This is a genomic window from Streptomyces sp. NPDC041713, assembly GCF_055591085.1.
Map to the genome: position 1 here is coordinate 31578 of NZ_JBVIZY010000021.1, position 23210 is coordinate 54787.

General features: G+C 70.8%; 25 protein-coding genes and 2 pseudogenes. 9 read left to right on the plus strand and 18 right to left on the minus strand.

Annotation, left to right across the window (positions count from 1 at the left end; all coding sequences use genetic code 11):
* Positions 1-25 precede the first annotated feature (25 nt).
* Together ACZ6CV_RS35740 and ACZ6CV_RS35745 are read right to left on the minus strand one after the other, a co-directional pair.
* Positions 26-769 (minus strand): amino acid ABC transporter ATP-binding protein, encoded by a 744-nt coding sequence (locus ACZ6CV_RS35740; protein ID WP_469255884.1) that lies wholly within the window; start codon positions 767-769, stop codon positions 26-28.
* A 114-nt stretch (positions 770-883) separates the two neighbouring features.
* Positions 884-1327: a DUF6278 family protein gene (locus ACZ6CV_RS35745; RefSeq protein WP_469255886.1), complete on the minus strand. Its 444-nt coding sequence runs from the start codon at positions 1325-1327 to the stop codon at positions 884-886.
* A gap of 294 nt (positions 1328-1621) precedes the next feature.
* On the opposite strand from ACZ6CV_RS35745, the gene ACZ6CV_RS35750 reads away from it, so the two are divergent.
* From ACZ6CV_RS35750 to ACZ6CV_RS35760, 3 genes are read left to right on the plus strand one after another with little or no spacing between them, the layout of a single operon-like run.
* Positions 1622-1768 carry a hypothetical protein gene (locus ACZ6CV_RS35750; RefSeq protein WP_362365320.1) on the plus strand — a complete coding sequence of 49 codons (147 nt, stop codon included), beginning with the start codon at positions 1622-1624 and terminating at the stop codon, positions 1766-1768.
* Complete coding sequence (locus ACZ6CV_RS35755; RefSeq protein ID WP_469255888.1) at positions 1765-2478, plus strand: PRC-barrel domain-containing protein; 714 nt, start codon at positions 1765-1767, stop codon at positions 2476-2478. The genes ACZ6CV_RS35750 and ACZ6CV_RS35755 overlap by 4 nt, the downstream gene beginning before the upstream one ends.
* A complete protein-coding gene (locus ACZ6CV_RS35760; protein ID WP_469255890.1) occupies positions 2475-2957 on the plus strand; it encodes a hypothetical protein in 483 nt (160 codons plus the stop codon). The genes ACZ6CV_RS35755 and ACZ6CV_RS35760 overlap by 4 nt, the downstream gene beginning before the upstream one ends.
* Before the next feature lie 16 nt (positions 2958-2973).
* Here the strand turns inward: ACZ6CV_RS35760 and ACZ6CV_RS35765 are convergent, their stop codons facing one another.
* Both ACZ6CV_RS35765 and ACZ6CV_RS35770 read right to left on the minus strand, forming a co-directional pair.
* Positions 2974-3804 carry an ABC transporter permease gene (locus tag ACZ6CV_RS35765; RefSeq protein ID WP_469255892.1) on the minus strand — a complete coding sequence of 277 codons (831 nt, stop codon included), beginning with the start codon at positions 3802-3804 and terminating at the stop codon, positions 2974-2976.
* Positions 3801-4712 (minus strand): annotated as a pseudogene (locus ACZ6CV_RS35770) (ATP-binding cassette domain-containing protein). Before ACZ6CV_RS35770 ends, ACZ6CV_RS35765 begins: the two are co-directional and overlap by 4 nt.
* 131 nt (positions 4713-4843) lie before the next feature.
* On the opposite strand from ACZ6CV_RS35770, the gene ACZ6CV_RS35775 reads away from it, so the two are divergent.
* From ACZ6CV_RS35775 to ACZ6CV_RS35785, 3 genes are all read left to right on the plus strand, one after another.
* Positions 4844-6115 carry a sensor histidine kinase gene (locus tag ACZ6CV_RS35775; RefSeq protein WP_469255894.1) on the plus strand — a complete coding sequence of 424 codons (1272 nt, stop codon included), beginning with the start codon at positions 4844-4846 and terminating at the stop codon, positions 6113-6115.
* On the plus strand, positions 6112-6771 hold the full coding sequence (locus tag ACZ6CV_RS35780) for a response regulator (protein ID WP_469255895.1): 660 nt from the start codon (positions 6112-6114) through the stop codon (positions 6769-6771). Before ACZ6CV_RS35775 ends, ACZ6CV_RS35780 begins: the two co-directional genes overlap by 4 nt.
* A gap of 161 nt (positions 6772-6932) precedes the next feature.
* Entirely contained in the window at positions 6933-8714 is a 1782-nt protein-coding gene (locus ACZ6CV_RS35785; protein ID WP_469255897.1) for an SGNH/GDSL hydrolase family protein, read from the plus strand.
* Positions 8715-8741: 27 nt separating this feature from the next.
* Here the strand turns inward: ACZ6CV_RS35785 and ACZ6CV_RS35790 are convergent, their stop codons facing one another.
* From ACZ6CV_RS35790 to pcaDC, 3 genes are read right to left on the minus strand one after another with little or no spacing between them, the layout of a single operon-like run.
* The gene (locus ACZ6CV_RS35790; RefSeq protein ID WP_469255899.1) at positions 8742-9521 is read right to left on the minus strand and encodes an exodeoxyribonuclease III; all 780 of its coding nucleotides are present in this window, start codon (positions 9519-9521) and stop codon (positions 8742-8744) included.
* Positions 9522-9551: 30 nt separating this feature from the next.
* Entirely contained in the window at positions 9552-10184 is a 633-nt protein-coding gene (locus tag ACZ6CV_RS35795; RefSeq protein ID WP_469255940.1) for an MBL fold metallo-hydrolase, read from the minus strand.
* A gap of 54 nt (positions 10185-10238) precedes the next feature.
* Positions 10239-11546, minus strand: a complete 1308-nt coding sequence (pcaDC, locus tag ACZ6CV_RS35800; RefSeq protein ID WP_362365344.1) for a bifunctional 3-oxoadipate enol-lactonase/4-carboxymuconolactone decarboxylase PcaDC — start codon at positions 11544-11546, stop codon at positions 10239-10241.
* A gap of 843 nt (positions 11547-12389) precedes the next feature.
* Between pcaDC and ACZ6CV_RS35805 the strand changes: the two are divergent.
* A pseudogene (locus ACZ6CV_RS35805) lies at positions 12390-13592 on the plus strand (IS110 family RNA-guided transposase).
* On the opposite strand, the gene ACZ6CV_RS35810 reads toward ACZ6CV_RS35805, so the two are convergent.
* From ACZ6CV_RS35810 to ACZ6CV_RS35820, 3 genes are all read right to left on the minus strand, one after another.
* Positions 13589-13969, minus strand: a complete 381-nt coding sequence (locus tag ACZ6CV_RS35810) for an ankyrin repeat domain-containing protein (RefSeq protein ID WP_469255901.1) — start codon at positions 13967-13969, stop codon at positions 13589-13591. The pseudogene ACZ6CV_RS35805 and the gene ACZ6CV_RS35810 sit on opposite strands and share 4 nt — an antisense overlap.
* A gap of 183 nt (positions 13970-14152) precedes the next feature.
* The gene (locus tag ACZ6CV_RS35815; protein WP_469255903.1) at positions 14153-14719 is read right to left on the minus strand and encodes a barstar family protein; all 567 of its coding nucleotides are present in this window, start codon (positions 14717-14719) and stop codon (positions 14153-14155) included.
* A 32-nt stretch (positions 14720-14751) separates the two neighbouring features.
* Complete coding sequence (locus tag ACZ6CV_RS35820; protein ID WP_469255905.1) at positions 14752-15090, minus strand: hypothetical protein; 339 nt, start codon at positions 15088-15090, stop codon at positions 14752-14754.
* Between the two features lie 76 nt (positions 15091-15166).
* On the opposite strand from ACZ6CV_RS35820, the gene ACZ6CV_RS35825 reads away from it, so the two are divergent.
* Together ACZ6CV_RS35825 and ACZ6CV_RS35830 are read left to right on the plus strand one after the other, a co-directional pair.
* A complete protein-coding gene (locus ACZ6CV_RS35825) occupies positions 15167-16168 on the plus strand; it encodes an XRE family transcriptional regulator (RefSeq protein WP_469255907.1) in 1002 nt (333 codons plus the stop codon).
* A gap of 334 nt (positions 16169-16502) precedes the next feature.
* Positions 16503-17075, plus strand: coding sequence for a peptide deformylase (locus tag ACZ6CV_RS35830; RefSeq protein ID WP_469255909.1), 573 nt, complete (start codon positions 16503-16505; stop codon positions 17073-17075).
* Positions 17076-17140: 65 nt separating this feature from the next.
* Here the strand turns inward: ACZ6CV_RS35830 and ACZ6CV_RS35835 are convergent, their stop codons facing one another.
* The 8 genes from ACZ6CV_RS35835 to ACZ6CV_RS35870 form a co-directional block, all read right to left on the minus strand.
* A complete protein-coding gene (locus ACZ6CV_RS35835; protein ID WP_469255911.1) occupies positions 17141-17971 on the minus strand; it encodes an ATP-dependent DNA ligase in 831 nt (276 codons plus the stop codon).
* 136 nt (positions 17972-18107) lie between these two features.
* On the minus strand, positions 18108-18449 hold the full coding sequence (locus tag ACZ6CV_RS35840) for a rodlin (RefSeq protein WP_469255912.1): 342 nt from the start codon (positions 18447-18449) through the stop codon (positions 18108-18110).
* Between the two features lie 189 nt (positions 18450-18638).
* Positions 18639-18830 (minus strand): hypothetical protein, encoded by a 192-nt coding sequence (locus ACZ6CV_RS35845; protein ID WP_469255914.1) that lies wholly within the window; start codon positions 18828-18830, stop codon positions 18639-18641.
* Between the two features lie 171 nt (positions 18831-19001).
* Positions 19002-19331: a hypothetical protein gene (locus ACZ6CV_RS35850; RefSeq protein ID WP_469255916.1), complete on the minus strand. Its 330-nt coding sequence runs from the start codon at positions 19329-19331 to the stop codon at positions 19002-19004.
* A 26-nt stretch (positions 19332-19357) separates the two neighbouring features.
* Entirely contained in the window at positions 19358-19927 is a 570-nt protein-coding gene (locus ACZ6CV_RS35855; RefSeq protein WP_469255918.1) for a hypothetical protein, read from the minus strand.
* Between the two features lie 802 nt (positions 19928-20729).
* Positions 20730-21821 carry an alpha/beta hydrolase gene (locus tag ACZ6CV_RS35860; RefSeq protein ID WP_469255919.1) on the minus strand — a complete coding sequence of 364 codons (1092 nt, stop codon included), beginning with the start codon at positions 21819-21821 and terminating at the stop codon, positions 20730-20732.
* A gap of 64 nt (positions 21822-21885) precedes the next feature.
* Positions 21886-22164 (minus strand): hypothetical protein, encoded by a 279-nt coding sequence (locus ACZ6CV_RS35865; protein WP_469255920.1) that lies wholly within the window; start codon positions 22162-22164, stop codon positions 21886-21888.
* A gap of 358 nt (positions 22165-22522) precedes the next feature.
* Positions 22523-23173, minus strand: coding sequence for a M15 family metallopeptidase (locus ACZ6CV_RS35870; RefSeq protein WP_469255922.1), 651 nt, complete (start codon positions 23171-23173; stop codon positions 22523-22525).
* Between the last annotated feature and the right edge of the window lie 37 nt (positions 23174-23210).

Below are 23210 nucleotides of genomic sequence, written 5' to 3' on the forward strand. Positions count from 1 at the left end.
TGTCGCTTCACGAGCAGTCCCCCCGTCAGTGCTTGAGGATCTTGGAGAGGAAGTCCTTGGCGCGCTCGCTCTCCGGGTGGGTGAAGAAGTCCTCGGGGGTCCGGTCCTCGACGACGCGGCCGTCGGACATGAAGACGACCCGGTTGGCCGCGGAGCGGGCGAAGCCCATCTCGTGCGTGACGACGACCATGGTCATGCCGTCCCGGGCGAGCTGCTGCATGACTTCCAGGACCTCGTTGATCATCTCCGGGTCGAGCGCCGAGGTCGGCTCGTCGAAGAGCAGCGCCTTGGGGTCCATGGCCAGGGCGCGGGCGATGGCCACGCGCTGCTGCTGGCCGCCGGAGAGCTGCGCCGGGTACTTGTCGGCGTGCGCGGAGAGGCCCACGCGCTCCAGGAGCTCCCGGGAGCGCTTCGCCGCCTCGTCCTTCTTGCGGCCGCGCACCTTGACCTGGGCCAGCGCGACGTTCTGGAGGACGGTCTTGTGCGCGAAGAGGTTGAAGGACTGGAAGACCATGCCCACTTCGGTGCGGAGCCTCGCGAGCGCCTTCCCCTCGGCGGGCAGCGGCTGTCCGTCGAGTCTGATCTCTCCCGACTGGATGGTCTCGAGCCGGTTGATCGTCCTGCACAGTGTGGATTTGCCCGACCCCGACGGGCCGATGACCACGACCACCTCCCCCTTGCCGACGGTGAGGTTGATGTCCTGGAGGACATGCAGCTTCCCGTAGTACTTGTTCACATCGCGCAGTTCGATCAACGGATCGACGGCCATGGCAAGACCTGCCCACTCTCAGCTGTGTACGTCCGCGCAAACTATCCACGTGAAAACGGGAGTTACTGGACGACACGCACTTATGGGCATTAACCGTATTTGAGGTATTGCGGACTACGTCTCGGACGCCTCGGCGTAGACCTGCGACAGCTCGGGCGCGCCGTGCACCGCCCAGTCGAGTCCCGCCTCGACGACCTGGATGCCCCGCCCGCTCTTCAGCCGTACGACGGGGCTGCCGCCGGGCCAGACGTGCCAGGCCGCGCCCGGCACGGTCCGCACCACGACGCTGCCGAGGTAGAGACCCGCGTCGTTGCCGAGCCACGGCAGCAGCTCGGGGTCGTCGCGCCAGCGCGGCAGGAGTTGGTCGAGTGCGCCCAACGAGGCCGGGGAGTCGTCGAGTTCGAGGCCGGCGGCGGCCGCCTGGGAGCGCAGCAGCTCGCATTCGGAGAAGAGTGCGGCGACGCCGTCCGGGTCGTCCTGGAAGGCGGCCGCGAGCCCCTCGGCCGGGTCCGTCGCGGGGTGCCGCCTGCGCCACTTGTCGAGGAACGGGATGTTCATGATCGGCCTCTTCCGTCGGGTGGCGCCGCCGGACGCGCGGCCGGGCGCTGGTTCCGCATCTCCAAATGTATCTTGCATCAGTTGATCACGGAATCGGGCGAATCGCGGCGCAGGCGCACCTCCCGCCTCGGCGCAGGCGCACCTCCCGCCCCGGGCGGACGCCGGGGGCACAGCGGGCGGACGCCTGGGCGCGGTGGGCGTCGCGGGTCAACTCCCTTGTATGCCGCGCCGATCGGTGACTGTTCCCCGTCACGGGGTACCCGAACGTCCTGAGGTTGTTCCGGGAGGTGGGCGATGGTGTGGTGGGCGTGGTTGATCGCCGCGGTCGTGGTGGTGGGGCTGCTGGTGGCCGCGGTGGCCGGCGTGCAGGCCCGGCGGCGCAGCGGCGGAGTGATCGTGGTGCGGCGCGGTCGGCGCACCGGGCGCGGGAGGGTGCGGTGACGGCGCCCCCGCCGGCCGTGATGGCCGCAGGCGACCTCACCAAGCGGCCGGTGGTGACGTTGGACGGCGAGGCGGTCGCCCAGGTCAAGGATGTGGTGCTGGACGGGGCGGGCGGCCGGATCGCGGGGTTCACGCTGGCCGGCCGGGGTCTGCTCTCCGGTCCGCTGCGCAAGAGCCTGCCGTGGTCGGCGGTGCACGCCCTGGGCGCGGACGCCGTGATGATCACGTCCGCCGAGGCGCTGGAGGACAAGGCGGCCGTGGCTTCCTGGCAGGAGGCCTCCGGCGGCCTGGTCCGCGGCGCCCGGGTGCTGACGGACCAAGGGGTGCAGGTGGGATCGGTGCGCGACGTGCTGGTCGAGTCCGGGCGGGAGGGGCGGGTGGTCGGCGTGGAGATGTCCTCCACGGAGGCGCTGGGGCGGCAGGAGCGCACGGTCTTCCTGCCGCTCGGTGGCCGACCCGCCCTGACGGGCGACACCCTGATGATCCCCGCGCGGGACACGGAGTACGTCGTCGAGGACGTCGGCGAACTGGCGGCGGCGGTACGGCGCAGGCGGCTCGCGGAGGCGGGGGCGGGGGCGGAGGCCGGTCCTGGCGGGTTGGGCGGGGCTCACCTGACGAAGGGGCCCTCCGTGGCGGGTGGGCCCGGCGGCGCGGGCGTGGTCGACGGCTCGGGCGTGGCCGACGGCTCGGGCGAGGGGCGGACCTCATGATGCTGCTCAGTCAGACCGTGGGCCGTCCGGTCGTCAGCGCGTCGGACGCCACGCACGTCGGCACCGTCGCCGGGCTCGTCGTCGAACCGGGCGGCGCGGGCGGTCCGGGCGGTCCGGGCGGTCCGGGCGACGCCGTGGTCACCGCCGTCCGCCTGGACGGCGTCAAGGACGGCGGCGACGTCATCGCCTGGGCGGACGTGCACGCGGTGGGGCCCGACGCGGTCGTCGTCGAGGCGGCGACCGCGGCCCGGTTCACCTCCAAGGACTCCTCCGAGCGCCAGAACCTGCTCGGCAAGCGGCTGTTGACGGAGCTGGGCGACGCCGCGGGGACCCTCGCCGACGTCGCCTTCGACCCGGCGTCCGGCCGGATCGACATGCTGTACGGCTCGCGCGGCGACCGTATCCCGGACGACCGGCTGCTCGGTGTCGGCTCGTACGCGGTGGTGATCCGCGTCGCCGGGGAGGTCAGCGGAGTCTGACGCCCGCCCGGCGTCCTCACAGGTCGCGGCGCTCCACGCCGAACACGGTGACGGCCGCCGCGACCACCGGCCAGATCGCCAGGACCAGCCACGCGCCCGTGGACGTCGACGGGAAGAGGACGTCGGGGCCACCCCGCTCCGCGAAGAACAGCCAGGCCTTGTACGGCATCGCGTGGCCGACGACCGCCGTCAGGTGGCGGTCGTCACTGAGCGCGACGGGCAGCAGGAGCGTCAGCACGAACAGGGCGACCAGCGTGGTGCCGCTCTGCCGCAGGAGCGCGCCGAGCGCCATGCCGACCAGCGCCGACACCGGGGCCAGCAGCGCGGAGGCGACGACCAGCGACCACGCTCCGGGGTGCCCGATCGGCACGCCGACGCCCCGTCCCGCCAGGATCGCCTGGGTCAGCCAGAAGGAGCCGCCCGCGACGACCGCGCCGAAGACGGTCATGACGGCGGCGGTCACCAGGAGCTTGGCCGCCATCAGCGGGCGCCGGGCCGGGACCGCGGCGAACGTCGTACGGATCAGCCCGGTCCGGAACTCCGCGACCAGGAACAGCGCGCCCACGGCGCCGGACGCGAGCACCAGGACCAGGGAGGAGTTGGCGGTGAAGGCCTCCTGCAGCGGGATGCCGTCGCGGATGTACCGGGCCCGCCCGGCCGGTCCCTCGTCCGTCCAGTAGTGGTACGTGTCGTACGCCGTGCCGACGTTGATGCCGACGACGGCGAGCCCGGCGATCAGCAGGGACCAGGCGGTGGAGCGCAACGAACGCATCTTCAGCCACTCGGCGGCGACGAGATCGCCGAAGCGGGCACGGGGCTCGGTAATCGTCTCGGTCGTCTCGGTCATCGGGGCTCTCCCGCCAGGAACTCGACGCTGTCGGAGGTGAGTTCCATGAACGCCTCCTCCAACGAGGCCGTCCGGGTGGCCAGTTCGTGGAGCACGATCCGGTGGTGCGCGGCGAGTTCGCCGATGCGGGGCGCGTCGACGCCGGTCACCACGAGCCGTCCTGCGTCGTCGGTGGTGACGGTCGCCCCCGCCGCCGTCAGCAGCGGGGTCAGGGTGCTCGCGTCGGGCGTTCGTACGGCGACGGTGGCGCGGCCCGAGCGGCCCGCGAACGCGGCGAGGCTCTCGGCGGCGATGAGTTCACCGCGCCCGATGACGACCAGCTCGTCCGCGGTGTGCTCCATCTCGGACATGAGGTGACTGGAGACAAACACGGTGCGGCCCTCCGCGGCCAGGCGCCGGAAGAGCCTGCGGACCCACTGCACGCCCTCGGGGTCGAGGCCGTTGAGTGGCTCGTCGAACAGCAGTACCGGCGGATCGCCGAGCAGCGCGGCGGCGATGCCGAGGCGCTGTCGCATGCCGAGCGAGAAGCCCGCCACGCGGCGCCGCGCCGCCTTCTCCAGGCCGACCTCGGCGAGGACCTCGTCGACGCGGCGCCGCGGAATGCGGTTGCCGCGGGCGAGGACGGCGAGGTGGGCGCGCGCGGCGTGGCCGCCGTGCACGTCCCCCGCGTCGAGCAGCGCGCCGACGTGGCGCAGGCCCCGTTACCGCTCCCGGAACGGGCGCCCCGCGACAGTGACGGAGCCACCGGTCGGGCCGTCCAGGCCGAGGATCATGCGCAGGGTGGTGGACTTCCCGGCGCCGTTCGGCCCGAGGAACCCGGTCACCAGGCCGGGGCGGACCCGGAAACTGAGGGCGTTCACCGCGGTCTTGGTGCCGTATCTCTTCGTCAGTTCGTTGGCTTCGATCACGTGTGCCACGGTGCCGGGCGCCGGGCCGCCGGGCGTCGGCCCTGCGACGACACTTGCCGCCTCCGGTGTCGACCGGGGTTGTACACCTCAGGTGCGATGCCGGTCGGGGCCGGTCTGGCTACGATCGGCGCATGTCCGCCACATCGCCGCTCCACCTGCTCAAGCACGCTCCCGTGGGCGGGTGGGCCGCCGCGTCCTGGTGGCTCGGCACGGCGTTCGCCGCGCGGGCCTACTCCGGGCTGCCGCTGATGCCGACGAGCGCGTTCGCCGGCCCCGCCCCGTGGGAGTGGCTGGTCGTCGTCGCCGCGGCCGGGACGGCGCTGGTGGCCGGCCGGCTCCTGACGCGCCACCCGCTCACGGCCCTCGGGCTGCTGGTCGGCTGCTCGTACGCCGCCACCCTGGCGCTCGGCGAGACGCGCCTCACCTTCCCGCAGTACGCGGCCGTCGACATCGCCGTCGGCTTCGTCGTGGCGACGGGGACGCCCCGCGCCCGCCGGACGGCCGTGGCCCTCGCGCTCTGCGTGCTGCCCGCCTTCGCGATCCTGCGGCAGCTGCTCGGACTCCCGTTCCGGCTACCGCACAGCGTGGACAGCAGCTGGTCCGAGTGGCAGATCCCCGTGCTGCTCGTCGCCGTCGCCTGGCTCGCGGGCGACTCGGTGCGCCGGGCCCGCGCGTACGCGCGGCGGCTGAGCGCGCAGGCCACCGCGCAGGCCGTCACCGCCGAACGGCTGCGCATCGCACGGGAGATGCACGACACGGTGGCGCACAGCATCGGCATCATCGCCCTGCAGGCGGGCGCGGCGGCCCGGGTCGTCGAGAGCCGGCCCGCCGCCGCGCGGACGGCGATGACCGCGGTGGAACTGGCGGGCCGGGACACCCTGGCAGGACTGCGCAGGATGCTCGTCGCGCTGCGCGAGAGCGAGTCGGACCAACACCCGGACGCGGCAGCCGAGTTGGTGCCGCGCGGTCCTGCCGATGGCCTCGCGGACGTGGACCGGCTTGCCGCGTCGACGACCGCCGCCGGGGTACGGGTGGACGTGGTGTGGCGCGGCGAGCGGCGGCAACTGCCCCCGGACGTCGACCTGTCGGCCTTCCGCATCGTCCGGGAATCGGTGACCAATGTGGTGCGGCACGCGGGCGCGACGGCCTGCACGGTCCTGGTGGACTACCGCGACGAGGAGATCGTCATCGAGATAGCCGACCCCGGGCGGGACCGCGGCACGGCGTCCGGCCCGCACTCCCGTACGCCGTCGGCGACCGGCACGGACACCGGGTTCGGTCTGGTCGGCATGGGTGAGCGAGTCGCCCTGCTGCACGGCGAGTTCAGCGCCGGACCGCGTCCCGACGGAGGCTTCCGGGTGAGCGCCCGGCTGCCGCTGCCCGCCCCGGCGGGTGCCCGATGACGGTCCGCGTCCTGCTCGTCGACGACCAACCCTTGGTCCGTACCGCCCTGAGCATGGTCATCGCCGAGACCCCTGACCTCAAGGTCGTGGGCGAGGCCGCGTCGGGCGACGAGGCGGTCGAGGCCTGCGCCGAACTGCGCCCGGACGTCGTGGTGATGGACATCCGGATGCCCGGGATGGACGGCATCGAGGCGACCCGGCAGATCACGTCGGGCCCGACGGACGCACATGTGGTGGTCCTGACCACGTTCGACGACGACGCGTACGTGTACGGGGCGCTGCGCGCGGGCGCGGCGGGCTTCCTCGTCAAGGACATGGCGCTGGACGACATCCTGGCGGCGGTGCGGACCGTCGCGGCGGGGGACGGCCTGATCGCGCCGGGCGTCACCCGGCGGCTGATCCGGGAGTTCGCGCAGCGGCCCGTCGCGCCGCCGCCGCGCGAGGTGGCCGTCGACGGCATCACGGACCGCGAGCGGGAGGTCCTGACACTGGTTGGCCGCGGCCTCTCCAACACCGAGATAGCCGAGGAGCTCTGCCTCAGCGTCGCCACGGCGAAGACGTACCTCACCCGGCTGCTCGCCAAGCTCGACGCGCGGGACCGGGTGCAGCTGGTGATCATCGCGTACGAGAACGGGCTGGTGTCGACGGGGAGTTGAGACCCTGCCGTTGATTCGGCCGGTGTGCCCGGCGAGTTCGCGTCGTGTTCACGCGCCCCTCATTGACGCGCCTCCGGCACCTCCTTAGCTTCATGGCGCATCTGTCCTCACTCGTCGCCCGGCCGCCCGGTCGACGGGCCATCATCCGCGGGAGGTCCGTCGTGCGCCGACACCGCCGACACATCTGGGGGGCGGCCGCCGTGCTGGCCCTGCTCACGGGGCTCGTACCGGTGGCATCGGCGCAGGCCGCGGCCCCGCACAGACCGGGGCCGCTCCCGCTGGAGCGGCTCTTCGACAGCCGTGCGGTCAGCGACGACGACCGTCCGGCGGACGCGGACTTCGACGGTGCGGGCCGCTCGCTGTCGGCACGGGACCTGGCCGCCGCGGGCTGGACCCCCGGGCGGACGCTGGGCGTCGACGGCGCCCGCCTCACCTGGCCGCGCACGGCGCCGGGCGCGCCGGACAACGTGCTCTCCGACGGGCAGGCGGTACGGGTGCGCGGTCGCGGGAACGCGCTCGCCTTCCTGGTCGCCGGCACGGGCGGCGACGCGAGCGGCACGGGCACGGTCCGCTACCGGGACGGCTCGCGCGGCAGCTACCGGCTCACCGCGCCCGACTGGCGCTCGGGCCCGCTCGCCACCAAGGCCGTCGCCCTGCCGCACGTCAACACGCCCGGCGGCCAACTCGCCGAGAAGGCACGGCTGTACGTGGTGACGGTGCCGCTGGCCCCGGGCCGCGAGGTCGACTCGGTGCGGTTGCCGCGCGACCCCGGCGGGCCCGGCCTGCATGTGTTCGCCCTGTCGGTGCGGGCCGAGCAGCGGGGCTGGACGGGCACCTGGTCGGCGTCGACCGCGGGCTACACGGCGGTGGGTCCGTGGGCCGACCGCACCGTGCGGCTCGTCGTCCACACCAGCGCCGGGGGGCCGCGGGTCCGCGTCCGGCTCGACAACACCTTCGCCGCCGCGCCGGTACGGATCGGCGCGGCGACGGTGGCGGTGCAGGAGTCCGGCGCGGCGGCGCGCGGCACCCCGCGCCGGCTGACGTTCCGGGGGCGCCCCGGTACGGAGATCCCGGCGGGCGCCCAGGCGTTCAGCGATCCACTCGGCTTCGCCGTGCCGGCCGACGCCAACCTCCTGGTCAGCTTCCACCTGCCCGGGTCCGTGACGACGGCGCCGGTGCACAGCCAGGCCCTCCAGCGCAGCTACGTCAGCACGCCCGGCGACCACGCGGCGGACGGCTCCCCGGCGGCGTACACCTCGACCCTGACGACGTGGCCGCTGCTCACCGGCGTCGACGTGAGCGGCGGGCCCGGCTCCGTGGTGCTGCTCGGCGACTCGATCACCGACGGCGTGCGGTCGACGCCGGACGCGAACCGGCGCTGGCCGGACGTGCTGGCGGACCGGCTGCGCGACCAGTCCGACGTGCCGCGCTACGGCGTGCTCAACCAGGGCATCTCCGCGAATCGCGTGGTCGCCGACCGCTACCCGGGCGACGGCGTCTCCACCGACACGGGCGGCGTGAGCGCCCTGCACCGCCTGGACCGTGACGTCCTCGCCCAGACGTCGGCGCGCACCGTCGTCGTCTTCCAGGGGGTCAACGACGTGCGGTGGGGCGCGTCGGCGGAACAGGTGATCGCCGGGCTGCGGGAGATCGCGGACGGGGCCCACGCGCGCGGGCTGCGCGCCGTGGCCGCGACGATCACGCCGTGCGAGGGCGAGTCGCTCTGCACGGCGGCCGCGAACGGGCAGCGGGAGGCCGTGAACGCCTATGTGCGCGCGGGCGGCGCGTTCGACGCCGTGCTCGACTTCGACGCGGTGCTGCGCGACCCCGCGCACCCGGCGCGGATGGCGCCCGCCTACGACAGCGGGGACCATCTGCATCCGGGCGACGCGGGGCTCGCGGCGCTGGCGGACTCGGTGGACCTGCGGAAGCTGGTGCCGTAAAGCCTGACCGACGGCCCCGGTGGCCCCCTACACGTCCAGGTCGACGACGACCGGGGCGTGGTCGGAGGCGCCCTTGCCCTTGCGCTCCTCACGGTCCACGTAGGCGTCGGAGACGGCCTTCGCGAAGGGCTCGTTCCCGTACACCAGGTCGATGCGCATGCCGCGGTTCTTGGGGAAGCCCAGCTGGCGGTAGTCCCAGTACGTGAACGGGTGGGCGTACTTCAGGGGGCGGGGGACGATGTCCGTGAGGCCCGTCTCCCGCAGCGCCGCGAGGGCGGCGCGCTCGGCCGGGGTGACGTGGGTGGCGCCCACGAAGAGCGAGGGGTCCCAGACGTCCTCGTCGGTCGGCGCGACGTTGAAGTCGCCGAGGACGGCGAAGGGGCGCGGGCCCGCCGCGTCCTCGGCCACCGCCGCCTTCAGGGCCTCGAACCACTGCAGCTTGTACGCGTAGTGCGCGTGGTCGACCTCGCGGCCGTTCGGCACGTACACCGACCAGACGCGGACCGGGCCGCAGGTCGCGGAGATCGCGCGCGGCTCGTCGGCGCCCTCGTACCCCGGGCCGCCCGGCAGGCCCTTGACCACGTCGTCCAGGCCGACCTTGGAGACCACCGCGACGCCGTTCCACCTGCCCGTCGCGTTCACCACCGACTCGTAGCCCAGCTCGCGGAGCTCGGCCGCCGGGAACTGCTCGGCCGTCGTCTTGGTCTCCTGTATGCACAGCACGTCCGTGCCGGTGCTCTCCAGCCAGGCCAGGAGCCTCGGCAGACGGGCGGTGATCGAGTTCACGTTCCAGGTCGCAATGCGCATGTCCTCAAACCTACCGGGCGCCACCGACAGTCAGAGTTCGGCCGACTCCCCCGGGGTCAGCCTGACGTGTTCGGCGCCGCCGAGCGAGCCGATCTGGTGGTCGTAGATGGGCCGCGCGAGGTCGGTGAGGAGCGCGTCGTGGATGTCGTAGGCGCGCTGCGGCTTGACCTCCCGTACGTACTCGATCACCTCGGAGATCTTGTTCCACGGGGCCATGACCGGCAGCATCAGCGTCTCGACCGGCTGGTCGGGGACGGTCAGCGCGTCGCCCGGGTGGAACACCGCGCCGTCCACCAGGTAGCCGACGTTGGTGATCCGCGGGATGTCCGGGTGGATGACCGCGTGCAGCTCGCCGTGGACCTGCACGTCGAAGCCGGCGGCCGTGAAGGTGTCGCCGTGCCCGACGGTGTGCACGCGTCCGGGGAAGGCCGCCGAGATCTTGTCGGCGACGGACTTGAGCGTCCAGATCTCGGCGCCGGGGCGCGCTTCCATGGCGGCCCGCAGCCGGTCCTCGTCGAAGTGGTCCGGGTGCTCGTGCGTCACGAGGATCGCGTCGGCGCCGAGCGCGGCGTCCTCCTCGCTGAAGCCGCCGGGGTCGACGACGAGCGTGCGCCCGTCCTTTTCGAGACGCACGCACGCGTGGGACTTCTTCGTGAACGTCATGCGCTGCGCGCGCGGGGAGTGGTCTTCCGCAAAAGGCGTCATCCCCCCATCCTGCTACTCCTGGGGCGTGGTTTCCTCACGGATCACGGCCTGGGCGACCTTGAAGGCCGAGTTCGCGGCGGGGACCCCGCAGTAGACGGCGGCCTGCAGCAGGACCTCCTTGATCTCGGCGGGGGTGAGGCCGTTGCGCAGCGCGGCGCGGGTGTGGAAGGCCAGCTCGTCGAGGTGGCCGCCCGCGACGAGCGCGGTGAGCGTGACGCAGCTGCGGGAGCGGCGGTCCAGGCCGGGCCGGTTCCACACCTCGCCCCAGGCGTAGCGCGTGATGAGGTCCTGGAAGTCCCCGGAGAAGTCGTCGGCGGCGGCGAGCACCCGGTCGACGTGCGCGTCGCCGAGGACCTCGCGGCGGACCTTCATCCCGGCCTCGTACAGGGCGGGCGACGCGGCATCCGGGACGGCCTCGGGCTGCTCCACGGGGGCGATCTCGCCGACCGGCGAGACGGGCCCGGCGGGCGGCGGGGCGAGGACGGGCTTGACGGGCGGCGCGCTGATGGCCGACTGGCCGAGGGTCGCGTCGGGCGCGGCCTGCCAGGCCGAGGAGAAGTGCCGTACGAGCAGGTCGGTGACGGCGGCCGGCTGCTCGACCGGGGCGAGGTGCGAGGCGCCCGGCACGACGGCGAGCCGCGCGTCGGGGATCCCCGCGACGAGCGTGCGGGCCTCGCCCTGCCCGGTGACCTGGTCCTCCGAGCCCACGAGCACCAGGGTGGGCACGCCGATGCGGCCCAGCTCGGCGCGGATGTCGAAGGCGGCGAGCGCCTCGCAGGCGGCGATGTAGCACCCCGGGTCGGTGGTGCGGACCATCTGCACGGCCCACTCGGTGATGGCGGGCTGGGCGGCGGCGAAGCCCGGGGTGAACCAGCGCTCGGGGGCGGAGCGCGCGATGGGGTCGAGACCGTTGCTGCGCACGATCACGCCGCGCTGCCGGAACTCGTCGGCCGTGCCGAACCGGGGCGAGGCGGCGATCAGCCCGAGCGAGGCGACGCGTTGCGGATGCCGGAGGGCGAGCTCGGCCCCGATGGCACCGCCGAAGGCGCAGCCCGCGTATCCGAAGCGCTGCACGCCGAGCTCGTCGAGCGTGCCGAGCAGCCGGTCGGCGAGCTCCCCGACGGACCCGCAGGGGTGGGCGGGCGCGCCCCCGTGTCCGGGCATGTCGAACCGGAAGACCCGCCACTGCTTGATCAACTCGGGAATCTGGCGGTCCCACATATGCCATGTGGTACCGAGGGAGGCACCCAGGATCAGCACGGGGGCGTCTTCGGGCCCGTCAAAGCGGTATTGCAGGGTGTTCTTCGGTGGCTCACTCACCCGCCAGACCCTCTCATCTGTCACGACAGCGCCTATGCGCGGGGTACTGGCTGTAGGTGTTCGACCAGGTGGAAGACCTCCCGGGCCGCGTAGCGTGAGCGGCAACGGACGATTTCGCGTCGGGTCTTGCCCTCCTTGATGCGGCGCTCGTAGCACGCCTGGGTGCGCCGGTCGATCCGCAGGCGGGTGAACACGATGCGGTGGAGCGCAGCGTTGGCCTCACGATCGCCGCCGTGGTTGAGACGACGGAACTGGCGCCCTCTCCACGGCCCGCGAGCCCCTGCGGATGGAATGGGGACACCTGAACAACCCAGCACGCGAGCGGCTTGCTGCCGGTGCAGCTCTCCTCTCCCTCGCGCTGCACCCGGCGCTTTACCACCGGCCTCACGCCGTCCCGTCTATGTCTGGCCGATGGGACGCGTCGGACTGCAGGAGTTCGATGCGGAAGGCGCCCCACCTTCCGCCAGTCCATCAGGCCTGCTGCCGACGACGACCCGGGGGCCCGCGACACCGCCGGCTGCATCTACCGGCACCAGTGGTTCGTCCGCCCCCACCCGACCAGAGCGACCCCACGGGCTACTCCCGCTAGTGGGTCGGCCCCTCCGTTACCTTTTCGTGGCTCCGCAACGGGGCCTCTGGCCTTAGGGTCCGGCATGACTTCCCCCCTTGTTGTTCATGATCCCGGGGGGGGTGGTGTCACCGGGCCCGGAGGCTTCGACGGACCGCTGATGAGGGGCTTGAGCACCGGCTTCACCCAAGGCCGGAAGAGCTCTCCGTAACGTGGATGTGGCCAGCTCGGTGCCGAGGTGAGGCCGGAGGAAAGCATGATGGAGGGGCGTGCACGTGATCGACACCGGTGACATCGACGTCTTCCTCGGCCTGGACATCGGCAAGGGCGAACACCACGCCACCGCCGTCACCCGGTCGGCAAGAAGGCGTTCGACAAGCGCCTGCCCAACACGGAACCCAAGCTCCGCGAGCTGTTCGCGAAACTCCAGGCCAAGCACGGAACAGTGCTGGTCGTGGTCGACCAGCCGGCCTCGATCGGTGCCCTGCCGCTGGCGGTCGCCCGGGACATGGGCTGCCCGGTCGCCTATCTGCCGGGGCTGACGATGCGGCGGATCGCCGACCTCTACCCGGGTGAGGCGAAGACCGATACGAAGGACGCGTTTATCATCGCCGGCGCGGCCCGCGCGATGCCCCACACTCTGCGGGTGATCGACGGCGAGGACGAGACGATCGCCGAGCTGGAGATGATCGTGGGGTTCGACGACGACCTGGCCGGCGAGGCCACTCGAGTCTCGAACCGGCTCCACGGCCTGCTGACCCAGATCCACCCGTCCCTGGAACGGGTGTTGGGGCCGCGTTTGCAGCACCCGGCCGTTTTGACACTGCTGGAACGGTTCGGGTCTCCGGCCCAGATGCGCATTGCGGGGAGGCAGCGGCTGATCACGCTGCGGCGGCCCAAGGCGCCGAGGATGGCCGAGCGGCTGGTCGAGGAGATATTCGCCGCGTTGGACGAACAGACCGTCACCGTTCCGGGGACCGAGGCGGCCGCGCTGATCGTCCCGAGCCTGGCCGGGTCACTTACCGCCGCGCTTGACCAGCGGAAACTGTTGGCCGGGCGGATCGAGGAACTGCTGGAGGCCCACCCTCTTTCGAAACTCTTGACGTCGATGCCGGGAGTCGGCGTCAGGACCGGAGCCCGCATCCTGATCGAGGTCGGTGACGGCAGCACCTTCCCGACTGCCGGCCACCTCGCCGCCTACGCCGGCCTCGCCCCGCAGTTCTGGGTCCTCAATCCGCGGCGAACAACCCTCCAGGCGAGGAAACAAACAGCTCAAGCGGGCCTTCTTCCTCTCCGCGTTCGCCGCCCTGGGCGACCCGGCCTCCCGGGCCTACTACGACAAGAAGATCGCGCAGGGCAAGCACCACACCCAGGCCTTGCTCTGTCTCGCCAGACGTCGGGCCGACGTTCTGTTCGCGATGCTCCGCGACGGCACGTTCTATGAACCCCCGCCGGTCGCCGCAGGCAGCGGAGCCTAGGACGAAGTCCCGTCCCCAGCTGGAAGATGGGCAGCCACGTCATAGTTGGCGATCCGTCCCGCCAGCGTCCGTGGGCTGACGCCATGGCCGTTGCCTCGGTCAGGGTCGGCACCGGCGTCCAGCAGCAGCCGGATCGTCGCACCCTCGCCCTGCGAACAGAACACCGCCCTCCACAGCGGCGTATGGCCATGCCGGTCCGCGACATCAACCGCCGGTGGAGCCTGGGCCTGAGCCGCGAAATGCAACGGGGTCCAGCCCGCATCGTCGGCTGCCTCCACAGCGGCACCTCCGGCCAAGAGCACCCGCAGGCCATCCGCGTCCCCATCGGCAGCCGCATAATGCACCGCAGTCCGCCCCAACCGATCCCGATCCGTCATGCCGAACATCCTCACCCGGCTTGACCAAACAGATAGGGGCCCCCGAAGGACGTGAGGACGCCCCCATCCTGGGCAGGGAACGAGTCGTCAACGCCTCCGCCGCTGACAACAGAGATCAGACCAAGGATTGAAATTCAGGCTCTGACGGGAGCCGGACGGCCGTCGTAGCGCTGCCCCGGCCGTTCACCGGAGGACCACCGTGACGCCACGGCCCTCCAAGTACCGCACGATGTCGTCCAGGTACGTGACCTTTCCGTCCGGACCGCCAGGACTATCGAGGCCGTCAGGGCCGTCCGCCCACCCGGCCAGGAACTCGCGGGCGACCTCCGCGTCGTGCCAGTGCAACGTGAAGGGTGGGGCCACGCCGAAGCCTCCGGCGAGGCAATCCTTGAAGGACTGCCAGTCCGAGCCGTAGTAGGCGCCCGGGCCGAGGAGCGCCTCGGCGATCGCGCAGTAGAAACCCTCAGCGTCCATGACGAAGCGGCCATCGATATGGTAAACGCCGCCCACCTCGTCCGTGTCCGAGGCAGCCGTGTTGTGGTAGGCGAGCCTCGACCACGCGCGCCTGCCCTCCGGCTCGTAACGGGCCCACAGGTTGGGCGCGGTCGGGGCCAGGCCTCCCAGACCGGGCGGACGCGCGGCGACGGCGGGCTCTCGACGCCCTCGGCGAGCGTGATGTCGAGGAGGTCCTCCCCCCAGGCCGCTCGGGCGTGCTGACTCGACGTCAAGCGCCAGGGTCCGGGTCTCCATGGGGCGGCCCCGGCGGTCCAGCGCCCAGAGATTCAGCCAGTCCCCTGCTCCTGGTCGTGCACCGCCTTGAGCAGGCGCTCCGTTGGCTCACAGCCGATGAGTTCCATGGAGGTGCCGGCGGCGGGTTCCGGCCGCTCCACGTGCAGGCCCTCAACTCGCGTGCAGGAGCCGAGAGAGAGATCACCCGACGTGAACAGGTCGAAGCGGAGGGGCGCGGCGGGCAGCTTCCTGCGGTCCGAGCCCAAGTCCGAGTTCGAGTCCGCGTCCGGGTTCGTCACCTCGGCTTCGACCACCACGTCGAACAGAGAGGCATCCCTCGGCGAGGGACGATGCCCGACCACCACGACGTCGGTCAGGTCCCACCACTCCACCGGACGCTCGTCATGGGAGACCTCGACACACCCGCTCGGTCCCCACAACGCCGTCCCCTCACTGCGAGAGGCCCTGATGACCTCGCTGGACCGCCGCTCGTTCATCGCCTACACCAGCGCCTCCCTGACCATGATGGCTCACCAGTGGGCCGTCACCGAGCCCGGCCGGTTCCCCCGCTCCGACCCACCCGGTGAAGTCGACGCCGAGATGCTCGACTGGCTGGAGGCGAGCGGAGCGGAGCTGATCCGACTCGCCACCGAACGCAGGCGCCGCACCCGCCACCTGCTCGACGCGCACCTGAGCAGCGTCACCGAGGTCATCAGCGAATCCCGCTACACCTCAGCCGCCCGGCAGCGGCTGCACACCCTGGCCGCTTCCCTCTCACAGGCCATCGCCTGGCAGCACTTCGACGAACGGCGTCACGCCTCAGCCAGCCGCTTTTGGCACACCGCTCTCCACAACGCTCACACCGCCCACCAACGCGACCTCGGCGCCGGCATCCTGTCCGACCTCGCCTACCAACTGCTATGGCTCAAGGACGCCCGCACCGCCGCCGACATCCTCGAACACGCCATCCCCCGCACCCAGCACCCCACCGCCCGGTCCCTCCTGCACCTGCGACAAGCCCGCGCCCTCGCCGTCCTCAACGAGGACGGCCTGTGCCGCCGGGCCCTCACCGCCGCTGAAAAGGCGCTGGACACCGTGTCGTACGACCCCGCGCCCGCCTGGTGCTCGTGGATGTCACCCGCCGACCTGGCTTCGGACGGCGGCCGTTGCCTCGCCGATCTCGGTCAGCGCCGCCAGGCTCACCGACTCATGAACGAGGGCATCGCCCTGCTGCCCGCCACCCGCTCGAAGACCAAGTCCGTGTTCCTGGCCTACCAGGCCGAGACCTACCTCCGCGACGGCGAACCCGATATCGCCGCGGAGACAGCCACACGCTCCCTCGACCTGGCCGGCCGGACCGACGCCCCCCGGTGCGTGACGATGATCCGCGACCTCGAACCGGCCTTCGCGCCGTACGCACACACGGCAGGCGTTGGCGAACTCCTTGAACGGCTCCGAGCCGTCGGCTGAGGCTCCGTCACCGGTTTCTGCATCCTGCAAAGTTCGAACGGATCGGTGGGCGATGAGAGTGGGGCCGGTGGTTCCAGCGCGCGGCCCGTCTGCCCACCGAACACCACGAAAGTCCAACTCGCCTTCCCCGCCGACCTGGACCCCGTCGTGCGGGGCACCGAGACCTCGATGACCGCCGAGGCCGCCCCGCTGCGGACCGCGCTGGCGCGCACGGAGGAGAACGGGACGCGGATCTACACCTGGACGACGGCCGCCCCGCCCTGCACGCCCGATACCGTCTTGAATGGAGGTTCCGGGCACGCCCCGAACTCAACGCAACTCCCGGGGAGTCCAGGTGACCGAGGTGCCACAGCCCAGCCAGCGGATGCGCGAGATCGGCGTCGTCCAGTACGGCGCCCCCCTCCTCGCCGAGGTCGCCCGGCCCTTCGACCTGCCCGCCGAAAGCGAGAACGCCGAGGCGGCCGTGGAGATGCTGTTCGCCTCGATGGAACGCATCGGCCAGGTCCACCCTTTTGCCAAGGGCATGGGGCTGGCCGCCCCGCAGATTGGCATCGGCCGGGCCGTGGCCGCCGTCCAGCCGCCCGGTCGCAACACCCCTGCGATCGTCCTGTTGAACCCGCGTATCACTGCATCCTCCGAGGACGCCGACGAGCAGTACGAGGGGTGCCTGTCCTTCTTCGACGTCCGGGGCCTGGTCCCCCGCCCGATGACGATCACGGTGCAGACCACCGCACTCGACGGCGCCACGGTGAGCACGGTGTACGAACGCGGGCTCGCCCGGCTCGTGGCCCACGAGATCGACCACCTCAACGGACTGCTCTACACCGCCCGCATGCGACCCGGCGTGGAACCGATCCCCGTCGAGGAGTACCGCCAGACGGGCCGTGCCTGGGCCTACGAGCAGTAGGCCAGCCGAATAGACCACTCAGAACCGGGGCACGTCAGCCGGTCCCCGGTCCATGCGCAGCCGGGTCACACGTACTTGGTGGCGCCAGGCCCCTCGTTCGCGGGCGGTGTCCACCTCGATCTCCGCGACGAGTCCGGCTCGACCAGGACGACGTCGAGCGGCGTGCGGGAGCCCCACGCAGCGGTGAACCGCACCCCCTCCCATGGGTGCCCGCTCCCGGCCCCGGCAGGGGTCAGGTGCTCGGCCAGCTGGCGTGCGACGTCGGCCCGCAGTGGGGTGCTGCGGCCCACGGTCCGTACTACCCCGCGCTGGTCCAGGCGCCCCAGCACCAGGCTGCGGGGGCGGCTCGGCGTCCCGGTGATGGCGCCGATGAGGGCCTCCTGCGTATCTCTCCTGCGAACTTTGATCAGTGCGCGGGCGCCGGGCCGGTAGCGCTGTCGGCTGCCGCGCACCACCAGGCCCTCGATGCCCGGGACGTCGGTCCACGTCGTGAACCACTCGCGTGCGACCCCCACATCGGCCGTCTCGGGGCAGAGCGTCCACGGCGCGGCCAGCCGATCCTCGGCGAACAACTTCTCCAGCCGTGCCCGGCGTTCGGCGTACGGGGCGTCGAGGAGCTCTTGGCCGTCGGCCTGAAGAGCGTCGAATACCACCAGGTGTGCCGGCAGATCGACCGCGAGGCGGGCGGCGTTCTTCCCGCGGGCGGTCGCGCGCCGCTGCAGGGCGGCGAAGGACATGGCGCCCTGGCGGTCGGTGACGATCAGTTCGCCGTCGAGGACCCAGCCGTCGGGCAGGTCGCCGGCCGCGCGCAGCAGGTCCGGGAACCGGTCCGTCAGGGCCGCGCCGCGACGGGACTGCAGGAGTACCGCGCCGCACCCGGAGCTCGGCGTGAACAACGGCGCCCGGAATCCGTCATTCTCCAGACTGCGTGATATCCCATGCGCCATCGAGTCTGCTTGCCCTGCGTAGCTTGGCCTACTGGCCCCGGGATGCGTGGGTGGAGCGTGGCTGCTGCCCGGGGCAAAGCGCGTGTTACCCGTTGTTGACACCGGTCGAGGACAGGACCGGGATTTGATCGAGGATTTGGGAGAGCGTTTCGTCGCCCTTGGCGTTGGTGGAGTTGTCCAAGCACGTCTGGGTCTGAGGCGCGGACAGGATGGGGATGTCCTGGATGCCGATGTTGACCAGGGCGACAATGTTCTGGATGTTGGCCTTGACCGGAAGGCCCACGCAGGACTTGTTGAGGGTGCCGCTGATGAGACCCACCGAGGGGGCCTCATCACCAGGGGCGCGCGTGGCGGCGGTGGCACGGGCCTGCGCGCCCAGGCTGAGAGGCGGCTTGTTCCCGAGGGAGTCCAGCGGGGAGGAAGTCACCTTGTCGATGACGGCCGGGACCGGGTTCTTCGAATCGGCGGCGGCTTTCTGGAGAACCGTCCCACTTGGGCTGAAAGATCAGATCGCCGGGGAGCGCGCCGGGCGAGGGCAGGGTAGGGCAGGGTCTCGCGGGCCTGCGCCAGCATCGGCTCCACCGGCGGCCGCAGGACCATGAGCTCGCCGCCGCGGTCAGTCGTGCGCGACAGTCACGAGCTTCCAGCCGCTGCCTACGCATCCCTCGTGCGGGGGCGGGAAGCGGTGGCCCCGCACATCGGTGCTGTACCGGTGGTGCTGCCCGCACTCGCACTCGTAGATCCCGGACTCGGGAACAATCTCGCCGGGCTTGAAAACCCGCTCACCCGGCTCCGTGTGCTCGCTCATACCTCTGGTCTACGGCGTCGAACGCGCCCCCGCGACTCGGACGCGAAGGTCGAGGCCGAGTCTCGTGAGAAGGCACCGAATGGAGCGGTTACATCGATTCCTTAACTGCGGTGAAGAACCGAGAAGCCTCGCGACATAGTAGCGAGGCTTCTCGGAGGATGGTGTATCGGCCTACCGGCCCAAAAGCCGGGGATCGATATCACCTTGCCGAATGTTGACCTCCGCTACACCGCGATCAGCGCCACCTCCGGCAATCCGGATGGCCTGCCGAGTCACAGCGACCGCGATGTCCGCTGCTCCGCCGGGGGTTTCAGCCGAGACCTGCACGGTGGCCCCGACGGAAAAGAAGGCGCCGGTCGGACTGTTGGACGTGGCGGTCGGCACGATTTCGTACTGCGGTTCCTTCTCCAGCGCCTCGGCCATTCCTTCCCGAAGCCGTGCCCACTCATCATCGGTGACGTCCAGCAGTAGCTGCACGTCGACTTCCCAGTCACTGGCCATTGCGGTGCATCCTCATCCGAATCCATCTACCTGGGCTTTGCATCAGCGGCCTTGCTGACAACTTGCGTCTTCGTACCAGTGATAGGCGAGACGATCTGTGCGGTGCTCTGCCCCCAGAACCGCCCAGCGTACTTCACCTTCTTGCCGTGGGGGACAGGAGCGTAAAACGTCGCCTTGCCGCCACCGGTCCTCACCGTCTGCGTTTCCTTCGCCGTCGCGGCGACAAGCGGCTTCGGCGCACCGGCACGCATCAACTTGGATGTGACCTTCAACTGGACTGAGGGGATGTTGCCGTAACACTGGGCGCGGGTCTTATAGATGACACTTTTCCCCTTATTTGGCCAGTGGGGGGCGTCCGTCGTGACATTGCAGTACGCGCGAATCGTTCTCCTGCGCGCATCTGCGCTCGCCGCGTTCAGCGTGATCCTCGTAGTTCCCTCCGTCTTCGGCGTGGGGGCGCCGTCCGAGGCGCTCGTCGAGTTCGAGGGAACCTCTACCGCACCGGCGGGGCCATTGTCTGCCTGTACCGCTGGAGCAAGGGCCAGCATCGGGCCGAAGCTGACGCAGAGCGCTTTAAGCACTATCTTGCCGCGCATGCCACTATTGTTCAACGTTGTTCCCCTGGTTTAACTTTCAAAAGCGGTTGGTCCTATTCCGCTTGGAAGTACATTACGCATTAATTTAGAGCAAGATCAACTGCACTCATGGCGTCAATTGCGTGCGACATGTCACTTAAAAAATCCTGCTCCGACCACACAACCGAAGAGTCCAAATCTCCGTCCGGACATGTTTAGTGCGGGTCGACCTGGCGGTCGTGCCACCACCGATCTGGAGCAGCCAGCTCGCTCACGCCTCAACAGTCCCGTCCTCCGCCCACACCCATCCGCACCCTGTGCAGTGTGCGATCGGCGTCCGCCCCTCACCCCGTGGACGTCGGTTGCACTACCGCAATCGTGGCGCTGGACCAGGGTGCGGCGCTGCGCCGCGATGTCGAGGGCCCGCTCCAATCCGCCCGGCCGCGTCCGCCGCGGCCGTGGCGATGCGCCGCTCCTCCTGCTCAGCGAGCGCCGCAAGAGAAGTCCGGTCCCGAGCGAGGTGTGCCGCACACCCCGCCGCAGTCGTGCAGTGTGAAGCGAGGCTGTACGTTCATTGTGTTCAGCTCGGCGAACGTGTGGTGCCGGCCAGAGGTGAACGCCTCGCTGATGCGGTCGCTCAGCTGGGGAGAACTGGTGCGGAGGCGTTGAAGATAGCCGCGAAGAAGTGCGGCGCCCGACTCAGTAGCTGTCTTTGAACTCTAGCCGCGGTCGCACTCGGCCATCGCGATGACGGTACCTTCGCGTAACCCCGGCGGGGGTGTCCCAGCCGGGGGTTCGTGGGCCTTCCTGGGGGCCTGACGTCTCACTGCAGGTGTTTGTCGAAGAATTTGGTGGCGTAGCGGATCGCGGTTTCGCGTTGTTCGGCGGGCTTCAGCCGACGGGGGCTGCCGGTTCCGTTCGTGCTCTTGCAGCGGCCGCCGGGCCTGTTCCGGTGTTCGACGGCGACATCGTCTGTCGCGAAGCGCGGGCCGGTACCGGGGGTCCAGATCGTGTTGAAGTAGTTGTGGTTGGCGCCGGTGACGGCGTGGTGTTCTGCGTGCGGGTTCTTGGTGGCCATGGCGAGGGGGATCTTGCTGTCGTCCCACATGGCGTCGCAGGTCCCGGCGACGACGGAGACAGGGATGCGGCTGATGTTTTCCTTCTTGGCGTCGATGCCGTTCATGGCGGGCGCGAAGGCCAGCGTGCCGCGGATGTGGATGCCGGAGAGGCGTTCGTGGCTGTCCAGGGCCTGGGTGAGGACGCCGCCCCCGCCGCGCGAGTGCCCGAATGTTCCGACTCTGTCCATGTCCACGTGGCCGCGCAACTTCTTGAGGTGCTTCAGCGGGCCTCTGCCGGCGGCCAGTTCTTTCCACATCTGCAGGTGCTTGTCCAGCAGGGCGGCGCGGGCGATGTTGCCCTGTTCGTGTTCCTGGGCCTGGATGCCGTTGGCAGACACGGAGACCACGATGTAACCCTTAGCGGCCAGGGCATCAGCGAGGTAGGAGTAGCCCAGGTAGTTGTCGACCGGTTTGGCCCCCTTGGCGCACGGCCAGGTGGCGGGACGGGCGGGTTTGTTGCCCTTGGCACAGACGTCGGCCCAGCCGTGCAACCCCATCACCAAGGGGTGTTTGTTCCGGCCGAGGTGGCGGGGGTAGGTGACGGCGGCCTTCAGCTCGGTGCGTTTTCCGTCCAGTCCGGGCGGCGCGTAGGCGGTGTCACCGAGGTTGTAGGTGATCTGGGTGGTCCGGTCCGTGCCGGCTTCGGCGGAGATCGTGGCTGATCCCGTGGTGTCGGTCTTGGCCGTGGCGTCGGGGTGGGAGGTACTGCAGGAGGTGCCCAGGGTGATCGCGGCGGCAGTCACCGCGAGAAGGAAGCTGCGGCGCGGCGGGCGAGAGGTCGTGCGCGTCGTGCGCATGAGGAAACGGTCCTTCCGGGACAGGGTTGTGGGGCAGTGATGGCCCGCTGGGCCCGTCGTCGGTTCAGGGGCGCGGACGGCCGTTGATGACGTGCCGGGCCAGCAGTCCGACGATCAGGAGCGTCCCGCCGATGCCCAGGCCAAGGAGGCCGGGGATACCGGCGGGTTGCCAGGATTCTCCGGCCGATGAGTCCGTTGCGAGGGCGCTGCCTACCAGGAAGAGGGAGACAGCGGTGATGACTGCTCCGAGCAGCCAGAGCGTCCACAGCAGGGCGGTCGGGGTGCGGGGAGTGATCGAGTGCTCTTGTGCTCGGGGGGAACCGGTGTGGTCGGTGGTGCTCATGGGCTGCTCCTGGGGGTTGTCGGGTCGAGGTCGTTGTGCGAAGAAAGGTGAAGCCGGTCCGAGCTGTGCGGGGACATTCGAAGAGTGGCCGATGATTGCATCGATTTGAGGGCGACCGTGTACGGATACGTGCTCCTTCTCCGCGTGCCGGCGCGAGGCGCCTTTGCGCGGGTGGTGGAGCAGGCCGTCGCCGCCTCGGACCGGTATAAGGAGGCGCTCGATGAGAGTGCCGAGGGCGAATTCCGCCGTGCCGGCATCGGGGATCCAGCGGTTGTTGGCCCGTGCCGCCGCCGTCATGCGGCAGCTCACGGGTCGCGGGTGGCCGGTGAGACGCGTCGCTGGCGGTGTTCGTGCCCGCTTATGCAGCACATGGTTGTGGTGCCAGGGCCGTCCGGGTGGCGGGGAAGTCGTAGTAGGTGTGGGGGTAGGGCTCCTCGATGAGGGTGTAGTGCCACCATTCGGTCGGCAGGTTCTGGAAGCCTGCCCAGGACATGGCGTGGTTCAGGGCCTGGCGGTGGGCGCGCGCGGCCGGGCTGATGCCGGGGTGGTCGGTGTGGGAGCGGGGGTCGAAGAAGTCGAAGGTGGTGCCCATGTCTATGGGGGTGCCGTCGAGGGCGGTGAGGGTGATGTCGAGGGTGCTGCCCCGGCTGTGTCCTGAGCGGGAGTGGATGTACTGGGGGCCGAACAGCTGGTCTTTGGGCACGCGTGGGTAGTAGTCGGGCTTGGTTGTCTGCCGGCGCCCGTCTTGGGCCCAGCGGCGCATGTGGTCCACAGCGCGCTGGGGGCGGTAGCCGTCGAGGACGGTGAGCGCATAGCCGTTGCGGGTCAGCAGGTGCTGGGCCCGGCTCAGAGCTCGTGCGGCGGGCAGCGTCAGCAGGCAGGTGGCCTCGTGATAGCCGGCCAGAGGGGTGCCGACGAAGTTGCGGTCGGTGGCGTAGCGCAGGTCTTGGCGGATGGTGGGGTCGAAGTCGGCGAGGGCGACGAAACTTGCGGGGGCATGTGAGGGCATGGCGTGCTCCTGAGGGACCGGGGCGACTCCTGTCGCT

What these genes read in the sequence shown, in the direction of transcription:
- ACZ6CV_RS35740 (WP_469255884.1), bottom strand. Translation starts at nt 769, where the DNA reads ATGGCCGTCGATCCGTTGATCGAACTGCGCGATGTGAACAAGTACTAC.
- ACZ6CV_RS35745 (WP_469255886.1), bottom strand. Translation starts at nt 1,327, where the DNA reads ATGAACATCCCGTTCCTCGACAAGTGGCGCAGGCGGCACCCCGCGACG.
- ACZ6CV_RS35750 (WP_362365320.1), top strand. Translation starts at nt 1,622, where the DNA reads ATGGTGTGGTGGGCGTGGTTGATCGCCGCGGTCGTGGTGGTGGGGCTG.
- ACZ6CV_RS35760 (WP_469255890.1), top strand. Translation starts at nt 2,475, where the DNA reads ATGATGCTGCTCAGTCAGACCGTGGGCCGTCCGGTCGTCAGCGCGTCG.
- ACZ6CV_RS35765 (WP_469255892.1), bottom strand. Translation starts at nt 3,804, where the DNA reads ATGACCGAGACGACCGAGACGATTACCGAGCCCCGTGCCCGCTTCGGC.
- ACZ6CV_RS35775 (WP_469255894.1), top strand. Translation starts at nt 4,844, where the DNA reads ATGTCCGCCACATCGCCGCTCCACCTGCTCAAGCACGCTCCCGTGGGC.
- ACZ6CV_RS35780 (WP_469255895.1), top strand. Translation starts at nt 6,112, where the DNA reads ATGACGGTCCGCGTCCTGCTCGTCGACGACCAACCCTTGGTCCGTACC.
- ACZ6CV_RS35790 (WP_469255899.1), bottom strand. Translation starts at nt 9,521, where the DNA reads ATGCGCATTGCGACCTGGAACGTGAACTCGATCACCGCCCGTCTGCCG.
- ACZ6CV_RS35795 (WP_469255940.1), bottom strand. Translation starts at nt 10,184, where the DNA reads ATGACGTTCACGAAGAAGTCCCACGCGTGCGTGCGTCTCGAAAAGGAC.
- ACZ6CV_RS35810 (WP_469255901.1), bottom strand. Translation starts at nt 13,969, where the DNA reads ATGACGGATCGGGATCGGTTGGGGCGGACTGCGGTGCATTATGCGGCT.
- ACZ6CV_RS35815 (WP_469255903.1), bottom strand. Translation starts at nt 14,719, where the DNA reads ATGGAGACCCGGACCCTGGCGCTTGACGTCGAGTCAGCACGCCCGAGC.
- ACZ6CV_RS35825 (WP_469255907.1), top strand. Translation starts at nt 15,167, where the DNA reads ATGACCTCGCTGGACCGCCGCTCGTTCATCGCCTACACCAGCGCCTCC.
- ACZ6CV_RS35845 (WP_469255914.1), bottom strand. Translation starts at nt 18,830, where the DNA reads ATGAGCGAGCACACGGAGCCGGGTGAGCGGGTTTTCAAGCCCGGCGAG.
- ACZ6CV_RS35850 (WP_469255916.1), bottom strand. Translation starts at nt 19,331, where the DNA reads ATGGCCAGTGACTGGGAAGTCGACGTGCAGCTACTGCTGGACGTCACC.
- ACZ6CV_RS35855 (WP_469255918.1), bottom strand. Translation starts at nt 19,927, where the DNA reads ATGCGCGGCAAGATAGTGCTTAAAGCGCTCTGCGTCAGCTTCGGCCCG.
- ACZ6CV_RS35860 (WP_469255919.1), bottom strand. Translation starts at nt 21,821, where the DNA reads ATGCGCACGACGCGCACGACCTCTCGCCCGCCGCGCCGCAGCTTCCTT.
- ACZ6CV_RS35865 (WP_469255920.1), bottom strand. Translation starts at nt 22,164, where the DNA reads ATGAGCACCACCGACCACACCGGTTCCCCCCGAGCACAAGAGCACTCG.
- ACZ6CV_RS35870 (WP_469255922.1), bottom strand. Translation starts at nt 23,173, where the DNA reads ATGCCCTCACATGCCCCCGCAAGTTTCGTCGCCCTCGCCGACTTCGAC.